General features: G+C 59.2%; 16 protein-coding genes. 9 read left to right on the top strand and 7 right to left on the bottom strand.

The window, feature by feature from the left end; all coding sequences use genetic code 11:
- Positions 1-126: 126 nt before the first annotated feature.
- The gene (locus K5K95_RS06590) at positions 127-1,296 is read right to left on the bottom strand and encodes an MFS transporter (protein ID WP_222588807.1); all 1,170 of its coding nucleotides are present in this window, start codon (positions 1,294-1,296) and stop codon (positions 127-129) included.
- Positions 1,297-1,514: 218 nt separating this feature from the next.
- Between K5K95_RS06590 and K5K95_RS06585 the strand changes: the two genes are divergently transcribed.
- On the top strand, positions 1,515-2,348 hold the full coding sequence (locus K5K95_RS06585; protein ID WP_090178729.1) for an EamA family transporter: 834 nt from the start codon (positions 1,515-1,517) through the stop codon (positions 2,346-2,348).
- 38 nt (positions 2,349-2,386) lie between these two features.
- Positions 2,387-2,770 carry an MAPEG family protein gene (locus K5K95_RS06580; RefSeq protein ID WP_222588806.1) on the top strand — a complete coding sequence of 128 codons (384 nt, stop codon included), beginning with the start codon at positions 2,387-2,389 and terminating at the stop codon, positions 2,768-2,770.
- Positions 2,771-2,913: 143 nt separating this feature from the next.
- Here the strand turns inward: K5K95_RS06580 and K5K95_RS06575 are convergent, their stop codons facing one another.
- Entirely contained in the window at positions 2,914-4,098 is a 1,185-nt protein-coding gene (locus K5K95_RS06575) for a murein transglycosylase A (protein ID WP_222588805.1), read from the bottom strand.
- Between the two features lie 128 nt (positions 4,099-4,226).
- On the opposite strand from K5K95_RS06575, the gene K5K95_RS06570 reads away from it, so the two are divergent.
- Positions 4,227-4,676 (top strand): c-type cytochrome, encoded by a 450-nt coding sequence (locus K5K95_RS06570; protein WP_222588804.1) that lies wholly within the window; start codon positions 4,227-4,229, stop codon positions 4,674-4,676.
- A gap of 137 nt (positions 4,677-4,813) precedes the next feature.
- Here the strand turns inward: K5K95_RS06570 and K5K95_RS06565 are convergent, their stop codons facing one another.
- The 4 genes from K5K95_RS06565 to K5K95_RS06550 form a co-directional block, all read right to left on the bottom strand.
- A complete protein-coding gene (locus K5K95_RS06565; RefSeq protein WP_222588803.1) occupies positions 4,814-5,209 on the bottom strand; it encodes a DUF1090 domain-containing protein in 396 nt (131 codons plus the stop codon).
- Positions 5,210-5,304: 95 nt separating this feature from the next.
- Positions 5,305-6,978: an NAD-dependent DNA ligase LigB gene (gene ligB, locus K5K95_RS06560; protein ID WP_222588802.1), complete on the bottom strand. Its 1,674-nt coding sequence runs from the start codon at positions 6,976-6,978 to the stop codon at positions 5,305-5,307.
- A gap of 250 nt (positions 6,979-7,228) precedes the next feature.
- Positions 7,229-8,419, bottom strand: a complete 1,191-nt coding sequence (metK, locus tag K5K95_RS06555; RefSeq protein WP_222588801.1) for a methionine adenosyltransferase — start codon at positions 8,417-8,419, stop codon at positions 7,229-7,231.
- 18 nt (positions 8,420-8,437) lie between these two features.
- Positions 8,438-9,433, bottom strand: coding sequence for an ArsR/SmtB family transcription factor (locus K5K95_RS06550; protein WP_222588800.1), 996 nt, complete (start codon positions 9,431-9,433; stop codon positions 8,438-8,440).
- Between the two features lie 273 nt (positions 9,434-9,706).
- Between K5K95_RS06550 and tkt the strand changes: the two genes are divergently transcribed.
- The 6 genes from tkt to fba all read left to right on the top strand — a co-directional run bounded on the left by tkt (position 9,707) and on the right by fba (position 16,111).
- A complete protein-coding gene (tkt, locus tag K5K95_RS06545; protein ID WP_222588799.1) occupies positions 9,707-11,704 on the top strand; it encodes a transketolase in 1,998 nt (665 codons plus the stop codon).
- Positions 11,705-11,885: 181 nt separating this feature from the next.
- Positions 11,886-12,950 (top strand): erythrose-4-phosphate dehydrogenase, encoded by a 1,065-nt coding sequence (gene epd / locus K5K95_RS06540; protein WP_222588798.1) that lies wholly within the window; start codon positions 11,886-11,888, stop codon positions 12,948-12,950.
- 17 nt (positions 12,951-12,967) lie between these two features.
- Positions 12,968-14,131, top strand: a complete 1,164-nt coding sequence (locus K5K95_RS06535) for a phosphoglycerate kinase (RefSeq protein WP_208671083.1) — start codon at positions 12,968-12,970, stop codon at positions 14,129-14,131.
- A 34-nt stretch (positions 14,132-14,165) separates the two neighbouring features.
- Positions 14,166-14,387, top strand: a complete 222-nt coding sequence (locus K5K95_RS06530) for a hypothetical protein (protein ID WP_222588797.1) — start codon at positions 14,166-14,168, stop codon at positions 14,385-14,387.
- 56 nt (positions 14,388-14,443) lie between these two features.
- The gene (locus K5K95_RS06525) at positions 14,444-14,776 is read left to right on the top strand and encodes an MliC family protein (protein ID WP_222588796.1); all 333 of its coding nucleotides are present in this window, start codon (positions 14,444-14,446) and stop codon (positions 14,774-14,776) included.
- Positions 14,777-15,046: 270 nt separating this feature from the next.
- Positions 15,047-16,111 (top strand): class II fructose-bisphosphate aldolase, encoded by a 1,065-nt coding sequence (gene fba, locus K5K95_RS06520; RefSeq protein ID WP_008151974.1) that lies wholly within the window; start codon positions 15,047-15,049, stop codon positions 16,109-16,111.
- 105 nt (positions 16,112-16,216) lie between these two features.
- On the opposite strand, the gene K5K95_RS06515 is transcribed toward fba, so the two are convergent.
- Positions 16,217-16,492 carry a hypothetical protein gene (locus K5K95_RS06515; protein WP_222588795.1) on the bottom strand — a complete coding sequence of 92 codons (276 nt, stop codon included), beginning with the start codon at positions 16,490-16,492 and terminating at the stop codon, positions 16,217-16,219.
- Positions 16,493-16,708: the final 216 nt, after the last annotated feature.

Below are 16,708 nucleotides of genomic sequence, written 5' to 3'. Positions count from 1 at the left end.
ATGTGAGGTAGGAAATAGCGATTGCGTAAATCGGCAGGTTTACCGCGTCAGCTTCATCGCGAGCAGGCTCGCTCCCACAGGGATCTACGCTGTCCAAGCGGGAACGAGCTTGCAGGACGCAATGATTCAGCCGGACACATTGACCGCAGCCGCGCTGCGACGTTGCAGGTAAATAAAGAAAAGCGCGGTCAGCACGGTCAAGCCACTCACAAAGGCGCCGGTCCATGGCAGGTCTGCCAGGTCCGCGCCGCTGGCCACCACTAGCCCGCCGATCCACGCACCAGCCGCGTTACCGAGATTGAAGGCGCTTTGGTTCAGCGTTGATCCCAGGTTCGGTGCTTCATGCGCTTGGTCGATGATCAGCAATTGCAGGATCGGGCACAGGGCAAAAGCGAAGATGCCCCACAACACTAGCGTGATCGCCGCCGGAATGACCGAGTGACTGGTCTGGCTGAAAGCAGCCAACACAACCGCTACGGCCAGCGCCATGCCCACCAGGGACGGCAACAATCGGCTGTCCGCCAAGCGACCGCCCAGCATGCTGCCCGCGGTCAGGCCGACGCCAAACAACAGCAGCATGATGGTCACGCCATGCGGGCTGACGCCGGTGATGTCCTGCAGGATCGGCGCGATATAAGTGAACACGCTGAACAGACTGGTCGACGCCAGCACGCTCATGCCCAGTGCCAACAACACATTGACCTTGCCCAGCACTTTGAACTCGCTGGCGAGGTTAGCCTTGTCCATTGCGATGTGCTTTGGCAACCAGGCCCATTGCGCGATGGCGGCAATCACACCGATCACCGAGACCGCCCAGAACGTCGAGCGCCAGCCGGCATATTGACCGAGCGCGGTGCCCAGCGGCACGCCGAGCACATTGGCCAGCGTCAGGCCGGTGAACATCATGGCAATCGCCTGCGCCCGCTTGTTCGGGGCGACCAAGCCCGCCGCAACCACCGAACCGATGCCGAAGAACGCACCGTGGCACAACGCAGTGACCACTCGCGCGGCCATCAGCGTGGCGTAGTTCGGCGCCAGCGCGCACAGCACGTTGCCGAGGATGAACATCAGCGTCATGCCCAGCAGCGTGGCTTTGCGCGGCATGTTGGCGGTGCCGATCGCGAGGATCGGTGCGCCGAATACCACGCCCAGGGCGTAGCCGGTAATCAGCAAGCCTGCATGGGGAATGCTCACGGCGAGGTCGCGGGCGACATCGGGGAGCAAACCCATGATGACGAATTCAGTGGTGCCGATGCCGAAAGCGGCAACAGCGAGGGCAAGCAAAGCGAGTGGCATGCGCAAGGTCTCTGTCGGTAGTCTTGACGCTCTGATCAGGCATACGCATGCCGATGACCGTTCTCGAGGAGAGCGGGCAGTGGCAGAAATTATTGGAATTGGTCTGTGCGCAACTGAGTGCGGCGTGGTCGCTTGCAGTATAAACAGCTGCGAGCCTATGGCGAATCAATAATCCGGGTGCGTCTGGCAGGGAACAACAACAAAATAAGGAGTGTGCCGTGCTTGCGACGGTGTTGGTGTTGGTGGCGGCGCTGTTGCACGCGGCGTGGAATACCCTGATCAAATTCAGCGCCGAACGGTTGCTGGTGGTGGCCTGCATGGACAGCGTGGCGCTGCTGTTCGTCGCTCTGATGCTGCCCTTTGTGGCATTACCGCCGATTGAGATTTGGCCATGGATTCTGGCGTCGGCGGCGTTCGAATTGCTGTATCGCTATTTGCTGATCCAGGCGTACCGGGTCGGCGACCTCGGGTTGGTCTACCCGCTGATGCGCGGTTTGTCACCGCTGGTGGTGCTGGCACTGACACTGATCTTCGCTGGCGAAGTACTGACGAACCAGCAGGTCTTCGGGATTCTGTTGATCCCGTTCGGCATGCTTTGCCTGTTGTGGCAGGGCGGTGGCGGGGCTCGGTTGCCTTGGTCGATGTTGCCGGTGGTGGCGCTGATCGGCCTGTGCATCGGCTGCTACACCTACATCGATGGCCAGGCGCTGCGTCGCTGGTCGCACCCTCTGGATTACCTGGTCTGGGTCACGCTGCTCAGCGCCTGGCCGTTCCCGTTGCTGGCGCTGGTGAGCAAGCGACCGGCGTTCATGCTGTTCTGGCGCGAACAGTGGCGGCTGGGGCTGGCGGTCGGGTTTTGCGTGTTGTTCAGCTACGCTTTGGTGCTGTGGGCGATGCAGCTTGGGTCAATTGCCGAAGCGGCGGCATTGCGCGAGATCAGCGTGATACTGGTGGTGCTGTTCGGCATGCGTTACCTGAAAGAACCTTTCGGCCGGCCACGGCTCTTAGCCTGTGGGCTGGTGCTGATCGGCATGCTGGTCATGAAGTTTTGACGGCCCTCGAATTTTGAAACCTGAAGAAAGGACTGCTTATGACGGCTGCTCTGTGGTGCATTTTGATCGCAATCTTCCTGCCTTATCTCTGCACTGCTATTGCCAAGGTCAGTGGCAGGTACACGTTGAAAGACAACCATGACCCCCGGGACTTTCTCGAATCGCTCAATGGTGTGGGCCGACGCGCGCATGCGGCGCAACTGAACGGCTTTGAGGTGACTCCCGCCTTTGCGGCGGCAGTGATCGTGGCGCATCTGGCCGGCAATGCCGAACTGGTGACGATCAATGTGTTGTCGGTGTTGTTCATCACCAGCCGGTTGCTCTACATCATTTGCTACCTGGCGGACTGGGCGATCTTGCGGTCGCTGATGTGGTTTGTGGGGATGGGGTTGATCGCCAGTTTCTTTGTGGTGTCGATCTGAGAATATTGAGGTGATTTTACTGGCCTCATCGCGGGCAAGCCCGCTCCCACATTGGTCGGCGTTGAACACAAAGTTTGTGTCTGGCACCTATCCCTGTGGGAGCGGGCTTGCCCGCGATTGCTATTGACCAGTCGCCGCAGAATTCAGGGGCTCGTTTTGACCGCATCGGCAACTTGAGGCACTTGCGGCAGCGGCGCACCTTTTGGCCATAGCATCCAGATTTGTCCCTGCTGCTTCATGTCCCCGGCCAGTTGCCCGGCCGCCTCGCCAGTGCCCCAGAACAAGTCCGCACGCACTTCGCCAGCAATCGCGCCACCGGTGTCCTGAGCCGCAACCGGCCTTACCAGTGCGGTGCCATCCGGTTTAGTGGTCGACAACCACAACAGGCTGCCCAGCGGAATCACCTTGCGGTCCACAGCTGCGCTGTAACCGGCAGTCAGTGGAACGTTCAGCGAGCCTCGCGGGCCTTCGTTGCTGTCGGGATTACGGGTGAAAAATACGTAGCTTGGGTTACTGCCCAGCAATTGGGGAATGCGCGACGGGTTGGCCTTGGCCCAGGTGCTGATCGCACCCATGGTCACGTCTTCTTTTTTCAGTTCGCCTTGCTCCACCAGCCAACGGCCGATGGGACGATACGGATGGCCATTCTGGTCGGCATACGCAATGCGCAGTTGGCGCCCGTCGTCGAGCTGAATGCGGCCCGAACCCTGGATTTGCAGGAATTGCAGGTTCATCGGATCGGTCAGCCAGGCCACGACCGGTGCCTTGACCCCTTTGGTTTCAATCGTTGCCGCATCGTCGTAAGGCTTGAGTACGCGACCTTCGAGTCGTCCGCGCAGGCGTTTGCCCTTGAGTTCCGGGTAGATGCTGTCCAGCGAGACGATGATCATGTCGTCAGGTACGCCGTACACCGGAATGTTCGCTGTCTCGGTCTGGGTCAGGCTGCCGGGGTAGACCGGTTCGTAATAGCCAGTGATCAAACCGTTGGCGTTGTCATTGGCGGCGCGCAGGCCGTAGACGTCGAGGTTCTGCTTGAGGAAAGCACGGATGTCATTGGCGGTTTGCGGCACATTGGCGGACGCCGCGCAGGTCGAACCCCAGACCGGATCGGCCTTGAGTCGCGTGCAGGCGCTGCGCCACGAGCCGAAGCCGGCGACGAGGTCGTTGTCGGTCACCGCCGGCAGTGCTTCCCAGGTGGCGCTGGAATAGGTGGCCAGCGCGTGGGTCTTGGGCGCTTTGTTGTCGCCGCCGGTGCAGCCCGCGAGCACGGCCACCATCGGAAGTGTCCAGGCCAGATTGTGACGCCACGCCTTGAAAAGGCTATTCATGGAGTATTTCCTTTGCCGGTTGCCTGAGTGCTCCATGCGCTCAAGCAACCCGTATTGATAATAGGGCTATTGGTCTTTGCCGGCGACGCGAGGATACTGGCGGCCGTTTCCCGTGATCTGAAGCCAACATGACTCTTAAAAGACTTTCTGTTGTATTGCTGGCATGCCTGGCCTTGTCCGCTTGCGGTGGTGTTGACCCGAATTCGCCGCTGGGTCAGCGCAAGGCGATCTTCAAGCAGATGCTCAAGACCGGTGAAGACCTGGGCGGCATGTTGCGTGGTCGCATTCCGTTCGACGGTCCGAAGTTCGCCGACGGCGCCGTGAAACTCGATACGTTGTCCCATGAGCCCTGGAAGCATTTCCCGCAGGTGCGTGAAGAAGATCACACCAGCGCCAAGGACAACGTGTGGCAACAGCAGGCACGTTTCCAGGAAATGGCCCGCACCCTTGAAAGCGCCACCGGTGAGCTGGTGATTGCGAGCAAGGTTCAGCCTTACAAGGCCAGTAACCTGGGCCCGGCCGTGCAAAAAGTCGAAGATGCCTGCAGCGCGTGTCATAAAGAATTTCGGAATCATTGATTCTCGTGTGAGGCTCTGAGTTGATCGTTCCCATGCTCCGCGTGGGAATGCCTCAAGGGACGCTCCGCGTCCAGTGACGCGGAGCGTCACGGGCTGCATTCCCACGCAGAGCGTGGGAACGATCAATCAACACTTTCCTATTTATCCAGTTCATCGAGCGCGTCCTGCAATTCCTTGCGGGACTCGGCGAGTTTGTCTTTACGTTTGTTGATCTTGTCGGGATCGCCATTCTTCATGGCTTTGTCGAGGTCGGCCTGACGCTTGCTGACTTCATGCTTCGCGTCGAGCACCTTGTTTTCCCGTTCCTTCTTCAACGAGGCGTCGGTGCAATGGGCGGTGACTTCGCTCAGGGCCGTCTCGAGGCCGGCCTGCTGATCAGCGTTTCCGTGGGATTTGGCCAGCTCTATCTGATTGATGATCCCCTGTTTCTTGGCCGCGCAACCGGTCAGCTCCGGGGCTTCTTCGGCGGCCATCAGTGGTGCGGCCAACACGCTGCAAAGGGTCAACAAGGCGAGCGGTGAAAGAAATTTCATAAAAGCTCCATGAGCAAAGGCGATCGTGTCGATGTGGCGATGGGCGTTGGAGCCCATTGGCACCTTTGGGTTCCCGGCTGGCGAGACGTCTGCGTTCAGAATCCGTTAATACCGGCCATGTGTAATGTTTCACTCAGTGCCAGAACTTGCGGATCGCGGAAAAAGGCGCTCAATTGCGCCGCGCGTCCCGGGCCGATACCAGGTTCTGCCTGCCATTGTTCGGTATTTCGTTGCGCCAGGTCCTTCCATGAATCGCCAAGCCGTGCCTGACCTGTCGGCGGTAACCCCAAGGCTTTGAGCCAGCGAGTAAATGGACGTTGGCGGGCGCTGCTGAAACTGTCTAAAAGTCGAGCGCTGCTACGCTCACCGAAGCCGTCAATGTTAGCAAGCTCTTGAGCGTCGAGGGTCAACCAATCCAGAAGGCCGTTCAGGTGGCCTGTGTCCAAAAGTTTCTCCCAGGTGCCGCGTCCGACGTGAGGCAACGCCAGCCCCTGCTTGCTGCCGAGCCAGGTCAGGCGCGCGAGGAATTGGCTCTCGCAGCCTGATGTGGGTTGCCAACAACTCAAATGATGAAAGTCTGACGCTGACGGCACATTCAGTTCGGCGCGCTCGGTACTGCGCAGCACAACGCCCTCGAGTCTTGGAATGGTCAGTCCTGCGAGGCTGATGGACACCTGATCGCCGGGGCGAATGTCCATGTCCGTCCAGCGTTGCAGAGAACTGACGCTGACGCGCTTGATCTGTCGGTCATCGAGCTTGACCGGCGTCAGATCCAGCACCGGCGTAATCCGCCCCGTTCGACCAATGTTGAAGTGGACCCTGCGCACTTCGGCCAGCGCCTGGGCGAACGGATACTTCCAGGCAACACTCCAGAAGGACGGCCGCGCCTGCCAGCGTTCGGCCGGTGGACGCTGGCTTTGACGCAACACGATGCCATCGCTGGCGAACGGCAGCGGCGCGCGATACCAGTGATCGCGCCAACGCTCGGCCTCGGCAAATGTCTTGATCGGCTGACTGTAGGGCGCCGTACTCGGGAAACCCAACACATCCAGGGCCGCCACGCGTGCCGGCAACGTGGCCGGGCCCTGCGGCCAGTCCCAGACAAACAACCCGATCCCTTCGGCCTGTTCGGTGTCCAGATGTTTGCGCGCCATCAACCCGGCCACCGTGGAGCGAGCATTGAGGCTGCCGGCCTGGGCTTGAATGTGGTCGGCCAGGCGCCAATAAAGTTCGCCTTGCACCAGCACGTCCAGCGGTTGTGGCAACGTTTGAGGAATCTGCGCGATCTGTCGCGCCGAAGTGGTCCAGTCCTGTCCGTTTACCCCGTCGCCGCGACTGATCGCTTGATGCAGAACACCGTTGCGATAGATCAGCGTCACCGCCACGCCATCGATCTTGGGTTGGGCCCAGATATCGCTTCGATCACGCAGCCAGTGTTCCACCGCCTGAGCATCACGCAACTTGTCCAGCCCTGTGTGGGCGACCGGGTGGGCGATCTTGCCGCCAGCGGTGCGCAACGGTTCCGGCGCCAGTCCCAGGTCAAAACAATCTCGCCATTCGTTCAGTTGTGCGCGGGACTGATCATAGATTTCGTCGGCGACCAATGAGCGCCCGCCCCGGTGATAGTGGTCGTCCCAGAGGTCGATCTGCTTTTGCAGCGCGGTGATTTCGTCCAGGGCACGGGCCGGTGACCAGCCGGGGCAGTCGGCGGCATTAGAGTTCAGGCAAAGCAAGGTCAGGAAGGTAACGGTAAACAGGCGCAGAAGCATCGTGAGCGTCCTTGCTCAAGGGGGAATGCTTGAAGGGTAGTCAGCTTTCGCGTGTTGTTATCGAGGATGTTTTTCGGTGTGTTTCGAGATGGGTAAACCAAAAGATCGCAGCCTCGTTGCACTCGACAGCTCCTACAGAGAATGGTGTAGGAGCTGTCGAGTGCAACGAGGCTGCGATTTCTTGATCTTCGGCCAATAAAAAGCCCCGCACGGCGAACCGTGCAGGGCTTTTGGTACCGCGGGGAAAGTCTTACAGGCCGGCAGCCAGACGCAGGTCGTCGGCGCGGTCGGTTTTTTCCCAGGTGAAAGTGGTGAAAGTGTCTTCGCCCACAGTCTTGGTCGCCGGGGTGCGACCGAAGTGGCCGTACGCAGCGGTTTCCTGGTACATCGGGTGCAGCAGGTCAAGCATGGTGGTGATTGCGTATGGACGCAGGTCGAACACTTCGCGAACCAGTTTGACGATTTTGTCGTCGCTGATTTTGCCGGTGCCGAAGGTGTTCAACGAGATCGATGTAGGCTGGGCAACACCGATAGCGTAGGAAACCTGAATCTCGCATCGCTCGGCCAGGCCGGCAGCGACGATGTTCTTGGCCACGTAACGACCGGCGTAGGCCGCCGAACGGTCAACCTTCGATGGATCCTTGCCGGAGAACGCGCCGCCACCATGGCGAGCCATGCCGCCGTAGCTGTCGACGATGATCTTGCGACCGGTCAGGCCGCAGTCGCCCACCGGGCCGCCGATGATGAACTGGCCGGTCGGGTTGATGTGGAACTGGGTGTCTTTGCTCAGCAGTTCGGCAGGCAGCACGTGCTTGACGATCAGCTCCATCACGCCTTCGCGCAGGTCTTTGTAGGACACGTCAGGGTTGTGCTGGGTCGACAGAACCACGGCGTCGATACCCACAACCTTGCCGCCTTCGTAACGGCAAGTCACTTGCGACTTGGCGTCCGGGCGCAGCCAAGGCAGCAGGCCGGATTTACGGGCTTCGGCCTGGCGCTTGACCAGTTGGTGCGAGAAGGTGATCGGTGCTGGCATCAGCACGTCGGTTTCGTTGCTGGCGTAGCCGAACATCAGGCCCTGGTCGCCAGCGCCCTGATCTTCAGGCTTGGCACGGTCAACGCCCTGGTTGATGTCAGGGGATTGCTTGCCGATGATGTTCATCACGCCGCAAGTAGCGCCGTCGAAGCCGACATCGGAGCTGTTGTAGCCGATGTCCAGAATGACGTTACGCACGATTTCTTCCAGGTCGACCCAGGCCGACGTGGTGACCTCACCTGCGATGATTGCCACACCGGTCTTGACCAGCGTTTCGCACGCCACACGGGCGAACTTGTCTTCAGCAATGATGGCGTCCAGCACCGCATCGGAAATCTGGTCGGCGATTTTATCCGGATGCCCTTCGGACACGGACTCGGAGGTGAAGAGGGAGTATTCGCTCATCTCGATTTTTTCCTGAATTTACCGATGGTGAGTGTCGCCAGCCGGTCGCTGAAAATGGCGGACCTGGATCTGGAAACCATTACGTAAGCCTACATAGAGGCTTTCCCCGGGAACGAGTCCCGCAGCGGTGGCCCAACGGGCCAAATCGTCCTGTTCAAACCCCAACCAGAGATCACCGCAGGCCTCCCTGGCCCAACTCTGGTTGTGGCTACATAACTCTGTCACGAGCAGGCTACCGCCCGGTTGCAGCAAGTCGGCCATGTGCTTGAGCGCATCCGCCGGCGCGGCGAAATGGTGCAGCACCATGTTCAGTACAACGCAATCGGCCTTGAGACTGACGCCATTCAATGCATCGGCCAGTTGCAGGCTGACGTTAGCCAACATTTCACGTTCGCAGACCTGGCGCGCCAGTTCGAGCATCGCCGGGCTGTTGTCCAGCGCGGTGACCTGGCTGAAGCGGCGCGCCAGTTCCGGCAGGAATCCGCCGTCGCCGGGGCCGACTTCGATGGCCGTGGCGCCCTCGCTGAAACTCAACTTGTCGAGCAATGCCACCACGCTTTCGCGGTACTGCGGCAGGCCGGCGATCAAGTCTTGCTGGGCGCGAAACTTCTCCGCCACCCGCGAGAAAAAATCCTGGCTGGCCGCTGCTCGTTGCCCGTGGACTTGAGCGATCCGCGCCTGCACATCGGCGGGAAGGGTCAGGTTGTCCGCTTCTTCCAGCAAGGCAGTGTGCAGCTTGCCGCCCAGCAGATCGGTGTGGGGCAGGGCGCGACGATAGAAAATCGCGTTACCTTCGCGGCGAGTCGCCACCAGGTCGGCCTGGGCCAGGACCTTGAGGTGGTGACTCATGCCGGACTGGCCGATGCCGAAGATCTGCGCCAGTTCCAGCACGCCGAACGAATCGTTGGCCAGCGCGCGCAATACATTCAGGCGCAGAGGATCACCGCCGGCCTTGCACAGGGCCGCCAGCTCATCGCAATCGTCATGTTGAATGGAAGGCGCACGTAAATTCATAAGGCCAGCAGTCTAGTGACGGGCAGAAATCATCGCAAGAGCAATATCAAAAAGTTTTGATATTGCTCGATAGATGGCACTTCTCGGCGTTAGCTTCAGTCAACAAACGGATAGCGGAAAGGTTTCATCAGTCGAAACAGTCGTTATCCTTTGGAAAAACGCCTCTGGATGACTATCTGTCATTGCCCCGAGGCGTGTGGGTGAGGGAAAATGCTCGCCTTTTTTCCGTTTCGTTTTATTCACTCTCGATACAGAACCCGCAGGAGAACAGCGATGCCCAGCCGTCGTGAGCGTGCCAACGCCATTCGTGCCCTCAGCATGGATGCCGTGCAAAAAGCCAACAGCGGCCATCCCGGTGCCCCGATGGGTATGGCGGATATCGCCGAAGTACTTTGGCGTGACTACCTGAAGCACAACCCGAGCAATCCATCGTTCGCCGACCGTGACCGCTTCGTGCTGTCCAACGGTCACGGCTCGATGTTGATCTACTCGCTGCTGCACCTGACCGGCTACGACCTGTCGATCGATGACCTGAAAAACTTCCGCCAGCTGCACAGCCGCACCCCGGGTCACCCGGAATTCGGCTACACCCCGGGCGTTGAAACCACCACCGGTCCACTGGGCCAAGGCCTGGCCAACGCCGTGGGTTTCGCCCTGGCTGAAAAAGTCCTGGCGGCGCAGTTCAACCGTCCTGGCCACAACGTTGTCGATCACCACACCTACGTGTTCCTGGGTGATGGCTGCATGATGGAAGGCATTTCCCACGAAGTCGGCTCCCTGGCCGGTACTTTGGGTCTGGGCAAACTGATCGCCTTCTACGATGACAACGGCATTTCCATCGACGGCGAAGTCGAAGGCTGGTTCACCGATGACACCCCTAAGCGCTTCGAAGCCTACAACTGGCAAGTGATCCGCAACGTCGACGGTCACGATCCGGAAGAGATCAAGATCGCGATCGAAACCGCGCGTAAAAGCGATCAGCCAACCCTGATCTGCTGCAAGACCACCATCGGTTTCGGTTCGCCGAACAAGCAAGGCAAAGAAGACTGCCACGGCGCCCCATTGGGTGACGCGGAAATCGCTCTGACCCGTGCTGCACTGAAATGGAACTACGGCCCGTTCGAAATCCCGGCTGACATTTATGCCGAGTGGGACGCCAAGGAAGCCGGCCGCGCAGCCGAAGCCGAGTGGGACCAGCGTTTCGCTGCCTACTCCGCCGCTTTCCCTGAGCTGGCCAACGAACTGGTTCGTCGCCTGGGTGGCGATCTGCCGGAAGACTTCGCTGAAAAAGCTTCGGCTTACATTGCTGAAGTCGCGGCCAAGGGCGAAACCATCGCCAGCCGTAAAGCCAGCCAGAACGCACTCAATGCCTATGGCCCGCTGTTGCCTGAACTGCTGGGCGGCTCCGCTGACCTGGCCGGTTCCAACCTGACCCTGTGGAAAGGTTGCAAAGGTGTTTCGGCTGAAGACGCCAGCGGCAACTACATGTACTACGGCGTTCGCGAATTCGGCATGAGCGCGATCATGAACGGCGTGGCTTTGCATGGTGGTCTGGTGCCTTACGGCGCGACCTTCCTGATGTTCATGGAATACGCCCGCAACGCTGTGCGCATGGCTTCGCTGATGAAAAAGCGCGTGGTGTTCGTTTACACCCACGACTCCATCGGCCTGGGCGAAGACGGCCCGACTCACCAACCGGTCGAGCAACTGACCAGCCTGCGCAGCACGCCGAACCTCGACACCTGGCGTCCAGCCGATGCCGTTGAATCGGCCGTTTGCTGGAAAGCAGCCATCGAGCGCAAGGACGGCCCTTCGGCGCTGATCTTCTCGCGTCAGAACCTGCAGCATCAGGAACGCAGCGCGCTGCAGATCGCCGACATCGCCCGTGGCGGTTACGTGTTGAAGGACTGCGCAGGCGAGCCTGAGCTGATCCTGATCTCTACCGGTTCGGAAGTGGGCCTGGCGGTTCAGGCTTACGACAAGCTCACCGAGCAAGGCCGCAAGGTTCGCGTCGTTTCGATGCCGTGCACCAGCGTGTTCGATGCCCAGGATGCCGGCTACAAGCAAGCCGTTCTGCCGTTGCAAGTCAGCGCCCGTATCGCCATCGAAGCCGCTCACGCGGACTACTGGTACAAATACGTGGGCCTGGAAGGCCGCGTGATCGGCATGACCACCTACGGCGAGTCGGCGCCAGCGCCAGCCTTGTTCGAAGAGTTCGGCTTCACCCTGGAAAACATCCTGGGTCAGGCTGAAGAGCTGCTGGAAGACTAAGTCCGACAGCTGCGTTGTCCGGGCTGACGCCATCGCGAGCAAGCTCGCTCCCACAGGGGATTTGTTGTGTGACACGAGCAGTGTTCACAACACAAACCCAATGTGGGAGCGGGCTTGCTCGCGATAGCGTTGGTCCAGTCAGCACAACACTGACAGATTCACCACGGTAATCGAGAACCCCATGCCTCAACCGCGTCCCTACAAAGTTGCACTCAACGGCTACGGCCGGATCGGTCGTTGTGTCTTGCGTGCTTTGTTCGAGCGAGGAGCGAAGGCCGGGTTTGAAATTGTCGCGATCAACGATCTGGCTGACATGGCCAGCATCGAATACCTGACACGCTTCGACTCCACTCACGGGCGTTTTCCCGGTGAAGTGAGGGTTGAGGGCGATTGTCTGCATATTAATGGCGACTGCGTGAAGGTCCTGCGCAGTGCCACCCCCGAAGGTATCGATTGGGCGTCTCTGGGCGTCGATCTGGTGCTGGAGTGCTCCGGCGCCTACCACACGCGGGCCGATGGCCAGCGCTTCCTCGATGCCGGTGCGCCACGTGTATTGTTTTCCCAGCCGATGGCCAGCGAGGCGGATGTCGACGCCACCATCGTCTTCGGCGTGAACCAGGATTGCCTGACCGGCGACGAGCTGCTGGTGTCCAACGCGTCCTGCACCACCAACTGCGGCGTGCCGCTGTTGCGCCTGCTGGATCAGGCCATTGGTCTGGAATACGTGTCGATCACCACCATTCACTCGGCAATGAACGATCAGCCGGTCATCGATGCCTATCATCATGAAGACCTGCGCCGCACGCGTTCAGCGTTCCAGTCGGTGATTCCGGTGTCCACTGGTCTGGCGCGAGGCATTGAGCGCCTGCTGCCGGAACTTGCCGGACGAATTCAGGCCAAAGCCGTGCGGGTGCCGACCGTTAACGTGTCTTGCCTCGACATCACGATGCAGACCGTAAGCGACACCGACGCCACCGAGGTCAACCGGATTCTGCGCGAGGCCGCCACCAGCGGCCCGCTCAAAGGCCTTCTGGCCTATACCGAGCTTCCCCATGCAAGCTGTGATTTTAATCATGACCCACATTCGGCGATTGTCGATGCCAGTCAGACCCGAGTTTCCGGCCCACGGCTGGTGAACATCCTGGCCTGGTTCGACAACGAATGGGGTTTTGCCAACCGAATGCTGGACGTAGCAGAACACTATCTGCAAATAGCCTCTCCACTCCCTGTTTCTCAGAAACTGTAACTCAGGAAATGCGACCCATGACCGTGTTGAAGATGTCCGACCTCGATCTGCAAGGTAAGCGCGTACTGATTCGCGAAGACCTCAACGTCCCAGTCAAGGACGGTGTTGTCACCAGCGATGCGCGAATCCTGGCCTCGCTGCCGACCATCAAGCTGGCCCTGGAAAAAGGCGCGGCCGTGATGGTCTGCTCGCACCTTGGCCGTCCGACCGAAGGCGAGTTCTCGGCCGAGAACAGCCTCAAGCCTGTTGCTGACTACCTGAGCAAGGCCCTGGGCCGCGAAGTGCCGCTGGTGGCTGACTACCTGGGCGGCGTCGACGTCAAGGCCGGCGACATCGTGCTGTTCGAAAACGTGCGCTTCAACAAGGGCGAGAAAAAGAACGCCGACGAACTGGCCCAGCAATACGCCGCCCTGTGCGACGTGTTCGTGATGGACGCCTTCGGCACCGCTCACCGCGCCGAGGGTTCGACCCACGGCGTGGCCAAGTTCGCCAAAGTCGCCGCCGCAGGTCCGCTGCTGGCCGCTGAACTGGACGCCTTGGGCAAAGCCCTGGGTTCGCCGGCCCAGCCGATGGCTGCAATCGTTGCCGGTTCCAAGGTGTCGACCAAACTCGACGTGCTGAACAGCCTGAGCCAGATCTGCAACCAGCTGATCGTCGGTGGCGGCATTGCCAACACCTTCCTCGCCGCTGCCGGTCACCCGGTCGGCAAGTCCCTGTACGAACCGGACCTGCTGGACACCGCTCGCGAAATCGCCGCCAAAGTCAGCGTGCCGTTGCCGGTGGACGTGGTGGTTGCCAAGGAATTCGCTGAAAGCGCGACGGCCACCGTCAAGCTGATCGCCGACGTGGCTGCCGACGACATGATCCTGGACATCGGCCCACAGACCGCGGCGAATTTCGCCGAGCTGCTGAAGTCGTCCAAGACCATCCTGTGGAACGGCCCGGTGGGCGTGTTCGAATTCGACCAGTTCGGTAACGGCACCAAAGTCCTGGCCGAGGCCATCGCACAAAGTTCGGCATTCTCCATCGCTGGCGGCGGCGACACCCTGGCGGCCATCGATAAGTATGGCGTTGCTGATCAGATCTCCTACATTTCTACCGGTGGCGGCGCATTCCTCGAATTCGTCGAGGGCAAAGTGTTGCCAGCCGTTGAAGTCCTGGAAAGCCGGGCCAAGGCCTGAGGCCGCCCATTTGACCAGGCAAGGGAGTGTTCACATGGTCAAGACCTTAGCGCTGTTGATCGCTGCGGGTATGCTGGCGGCTTGCGGGAGTAACCCCAAAGCCACGCCGGAACCCGCGCCGCAATCGGTGGAAAAAGGCTGCTACCAGGCTGACTGGCAAGCGGAAACCAACCCGGTGATCAATAAGCGTGCGGGGCCTGATGGCCTGGATAAATACGAGACACAGACACCCTCCAAGGAACATGGTTGCCCTTGACGGGTCTGACTCATTACTCAGGGCTGGCGGCGTGCGCCGTCAGTCGAGGAACATGGATGAAAGGTTTTATCGCCGTTACGGCGTTGGCATTGCTGGCAGGTTGTGCAAATTTCAACCTGTTCAAGCCTGCCGAATCGACGGACAACTGGACCACCTGGACCTGTGACAGCCAGGCCAAAGTGCTCTGGCGCTACACCGACGACAGCCGCAAGGAAGTCGACGTGCGCCTGGGTGGAGCCGATCAGGTCTACCGCTTGAAGCAGGAGCCGGGCGCGTCGGGTTCGCTGTACAGCAACGACATGCTGGCGTTTCACCAAAAAGGTGAGGAAGGCCTGGTTTACTGGGTCGCCACCAATGATTTGATCGGCCGCGGTTGTAAAGCGCAGTAATTGACACACCACAGGCCTAATGTGGAAACAGATCCAAATGTGGGAGCGGGCTTGCTCGCGAAAGCTGTAGGTCAGCTTGCAGCAATATTGAATGTAAGACCGCATTCGCGAGCAAGCCCGCTCCCACAATGGATCTGTGTAGGTACTCAAGATTCAGGCAACACCGAATTCGCAGCCCGGGCCAACCCCCGATCTGCAATAACTTGAATAGCCGCCGCCGCTACGGCAGGCTGGCACGATTAACGACCCAAACCGGGAGAGACATACACAATGGCACTTATCAGCATGCGCCAGATGTTGGACCACGCAGCCGAGTTCGGCTACGGCGTTCCAGCCTTCAACGTCAACAACCTTGAGCAGATGCGCGCCATCATGGAAGCCGCTGACAAGACTGACTCCCCGGTGATCGTCCAGGCCTCGGCCGGTGCTCGCAAATACGCCGGCGCTCCGTTCCTGCGTCACCTGATCCTGGCGGCAATCGAAGAATTCCCGCACATCCCGGTGTGCATGCACCAGGACCACGGCACCAGCCCTGACGTCTGCCAGCGCTCCATCCAACTGGGCTTCAGCTCGGTGATGATGGACGGTTCCCTGGGCGAAGACGGCAAGACCCCGACCGACTACGACTACAACATCCGCGTCACCCAACAAACCGTGGCCATGGCTCACGCCTGCGGCGTATCGGTAGAAGGCGAGCTGGGCTGCCTGGGTTCGCTGGAAACCGGCATGGCCGGTGAAGAAGACGGCATCGGCGCCGAAGGCGTTCTGGACCACAGCCAAATGCTGACCGACCCGGAAGAAGCCGCTGACTTCGTCAAACGCACCCAGGTCGATGCCCTGGCCATCGCCATCGGCACCAGCCACGGCGCCTACAAGTTCACCAAGCCACCTACCGGCGACGTGCTGGCCATCGACCGCATCAAAGAAATCCACAAACGCATCCCGAACACCCACCTGGTGATGCACGGTTCGTCTTCGGTTCCACAAGACTGGCTGGCGATCATCAACCAGTACGGCGGCGACATCAAAGAAACCTACGGCGTGCCGGTTGAAGAAATCGTCGAAGGCATCAAGCACGGTGTGCGTAAGGTCAATATTGACACTGACCTGCGTCTGGCATCCACCGGTGCAATGCGTCGCCTGATGGCCACCAACCCAAGCGAGTTCGATCCGCGTAAGTTCTTCGGCGCGACTGTGACGGCGATGCGTGATGTGTGTATCGCTCGTTATGAAGCGTTTGGTACGGCGGGTAATGCTTCGAAGATCAAACCGATCTCGTTGGAAGGGATGTATCAGCGGTATTTGAAGGGTGAGTTGAACGCTAAGGTTAACTAAGCCCTCCGCGTTTTAGTCGCATAAAAAACCCGCCGTGAGGCGGGTTTTTTATGCCGAAAAACCACGCTGGCCTTAATTAGGTGTCACTTATTTTTATTGGTTTAACTAGAAGATGTAGACTTCCTTTGGGACGCTCCAATAGGAATAGTTTTTATTGTCAATTGTTTCGCGGACTCGAACGCGAATTGTTTGACCTTTAAACTCTCTAAGAATAATTTCTTGCGTGTTTAGTTGGTAGTTTCCCTGCGAGTCAACATCGATATTTCCAAGCATTTCTCCTGTGTCATCCTTGTGTAAGTCTATCCTGTAACCTTCAGTGCCTCGTCCATATACAATAAGAATCCCTGGGCCACTTTTGAGGTGGTCAATATATGCAGCCATGATTTTAATTCCTTTTTAATGAGGATAATTTTTGTGTTGTAAAAAGAGCAGGGTGGGTTATTTGTCCTGTCTATTTTTTTATATTTCATAGGTAAGTTAGCTGTGCGTCGGCATGTGGTCACCTGTAAAAAATGACAGTTTTTAATATTTTTTTGCTATAGGTCGCTACGATTAAGTTCGACTAAGAAGGTGGATGTGTACTGGGTTGCCATTACC

The organism is Pseudomonas sp. DR48 (genome assembly GCF_019823085.1).
Lineage (GTDB): Bacteria > Pseudomonadota > Gammaproteobacteria > Pseudomonadales > Pseudomonadaceae > Aquipseudomonas.
The sequence above is the reverse complement of the archived record's forward strand: the minus strand, read 5'-3'. Positions and strand labels throughout refer to the sequence as shown.

Coding starts and splice junctions, on each gene's coding strand:
- K5K95_RS06590 (WP_222588807.1), bottom strand. CDS start 1,296: ATGCCACTCGCTTTGCTTGCCCTCGCTGTTGCCGCTTTCGGCATCGGC.
- K5K95_RS06580 (WP_222588806.1), top strand. CDS start 2,387: ATGACGGCTGCTCTGTGGTGCATTTTGATCGCAATCTTCCTGCCTTAT.
- K5K95_RS06575 (WP_222588805.1), bottom strand. CDS start 4,098: ATGAATAGCCTTTTCAAGGCGTGGCGTCACAATCTGGCCTGGACACTT.
- K5K95_RS06570 (WP_222588804.1), top strand. CDS start 4,227: ATGACTCTTAAAAGACTTTCTGTTGTATTGCTGGCATGCCTGGCCTTG.
- K5K95_RS06565 (WP_222588803.1), bottom strand. CDS start 5,209: ATGAAATTTCTTTCACCGCTCGCCTTGTTGACCCTTTGCAGCGTGTTG.
- ligB (WP_222588802.1), bottom strand. CDS start 6,978: ATGCTTCTGCGCCTGTTTACCGTTACCTTCCTGACCTTGCTTTGCCTG.
- metK (WP_222588801.1), bottom strand. CDS start 8,419: ATGAGCGAATACTCCCTCTTCACCTCCGAGTCCGTGTCCGAAGGGCAT.
- K5K95_RS06550 (WP_222588800.1), bottom strand. CDS start 9,433: ATGAATTTACGTGCGCCTTCCATTCAACATGACGATTGCGATGAGCTG.
- tkt (WP_222588799.1), top strand. CDS start 9,707: ATGCCCAGCCGTCGTGAGCGTGCCAACGCCATTCGTGCCCTCAGCATG.
- epd (WP_222588798.1), top strand. CDS start 11,886: ATGCCTCAACCGCGTCCCTACAAAGTTGCACTCAACGGCTACGGCCGG.
- K5K95_RS06535 (WP_208671083.1), top strand. CDS start 12,968: ATGACCGTGTTGAAGATGTCCGACCTCGATCTGCAAGGTAAGCGCGTA.
- K5K95_RS06530 (WP_222588797.1), top strand. CDS start 14,166: ATGGTCAAGACCTTAGCGCTGTTGATCGCTGCGGGTATGCTGGCGGCT.
- K5K95_RS06525 (WP_222588796.1), top strand. CDS start 14,444: ATGAAAGGTTTTATCGCCGTTACGGCGTTGGCATTGCTGGCAGGTTGT.
- fba (WP_008151974.1), top strand. CDS start 15,047: ATGGCACTTATCAGCATGCGCCAGATGTTGGACCACGCAGCCGAGTTC.
- K5K95_RS06515 (WP_222588795.1), bottom strand. CDS start 16,492: ATGGCTGCATATATTGACCACCTCAAAAGTGGCCCAGGGATTCTTATT.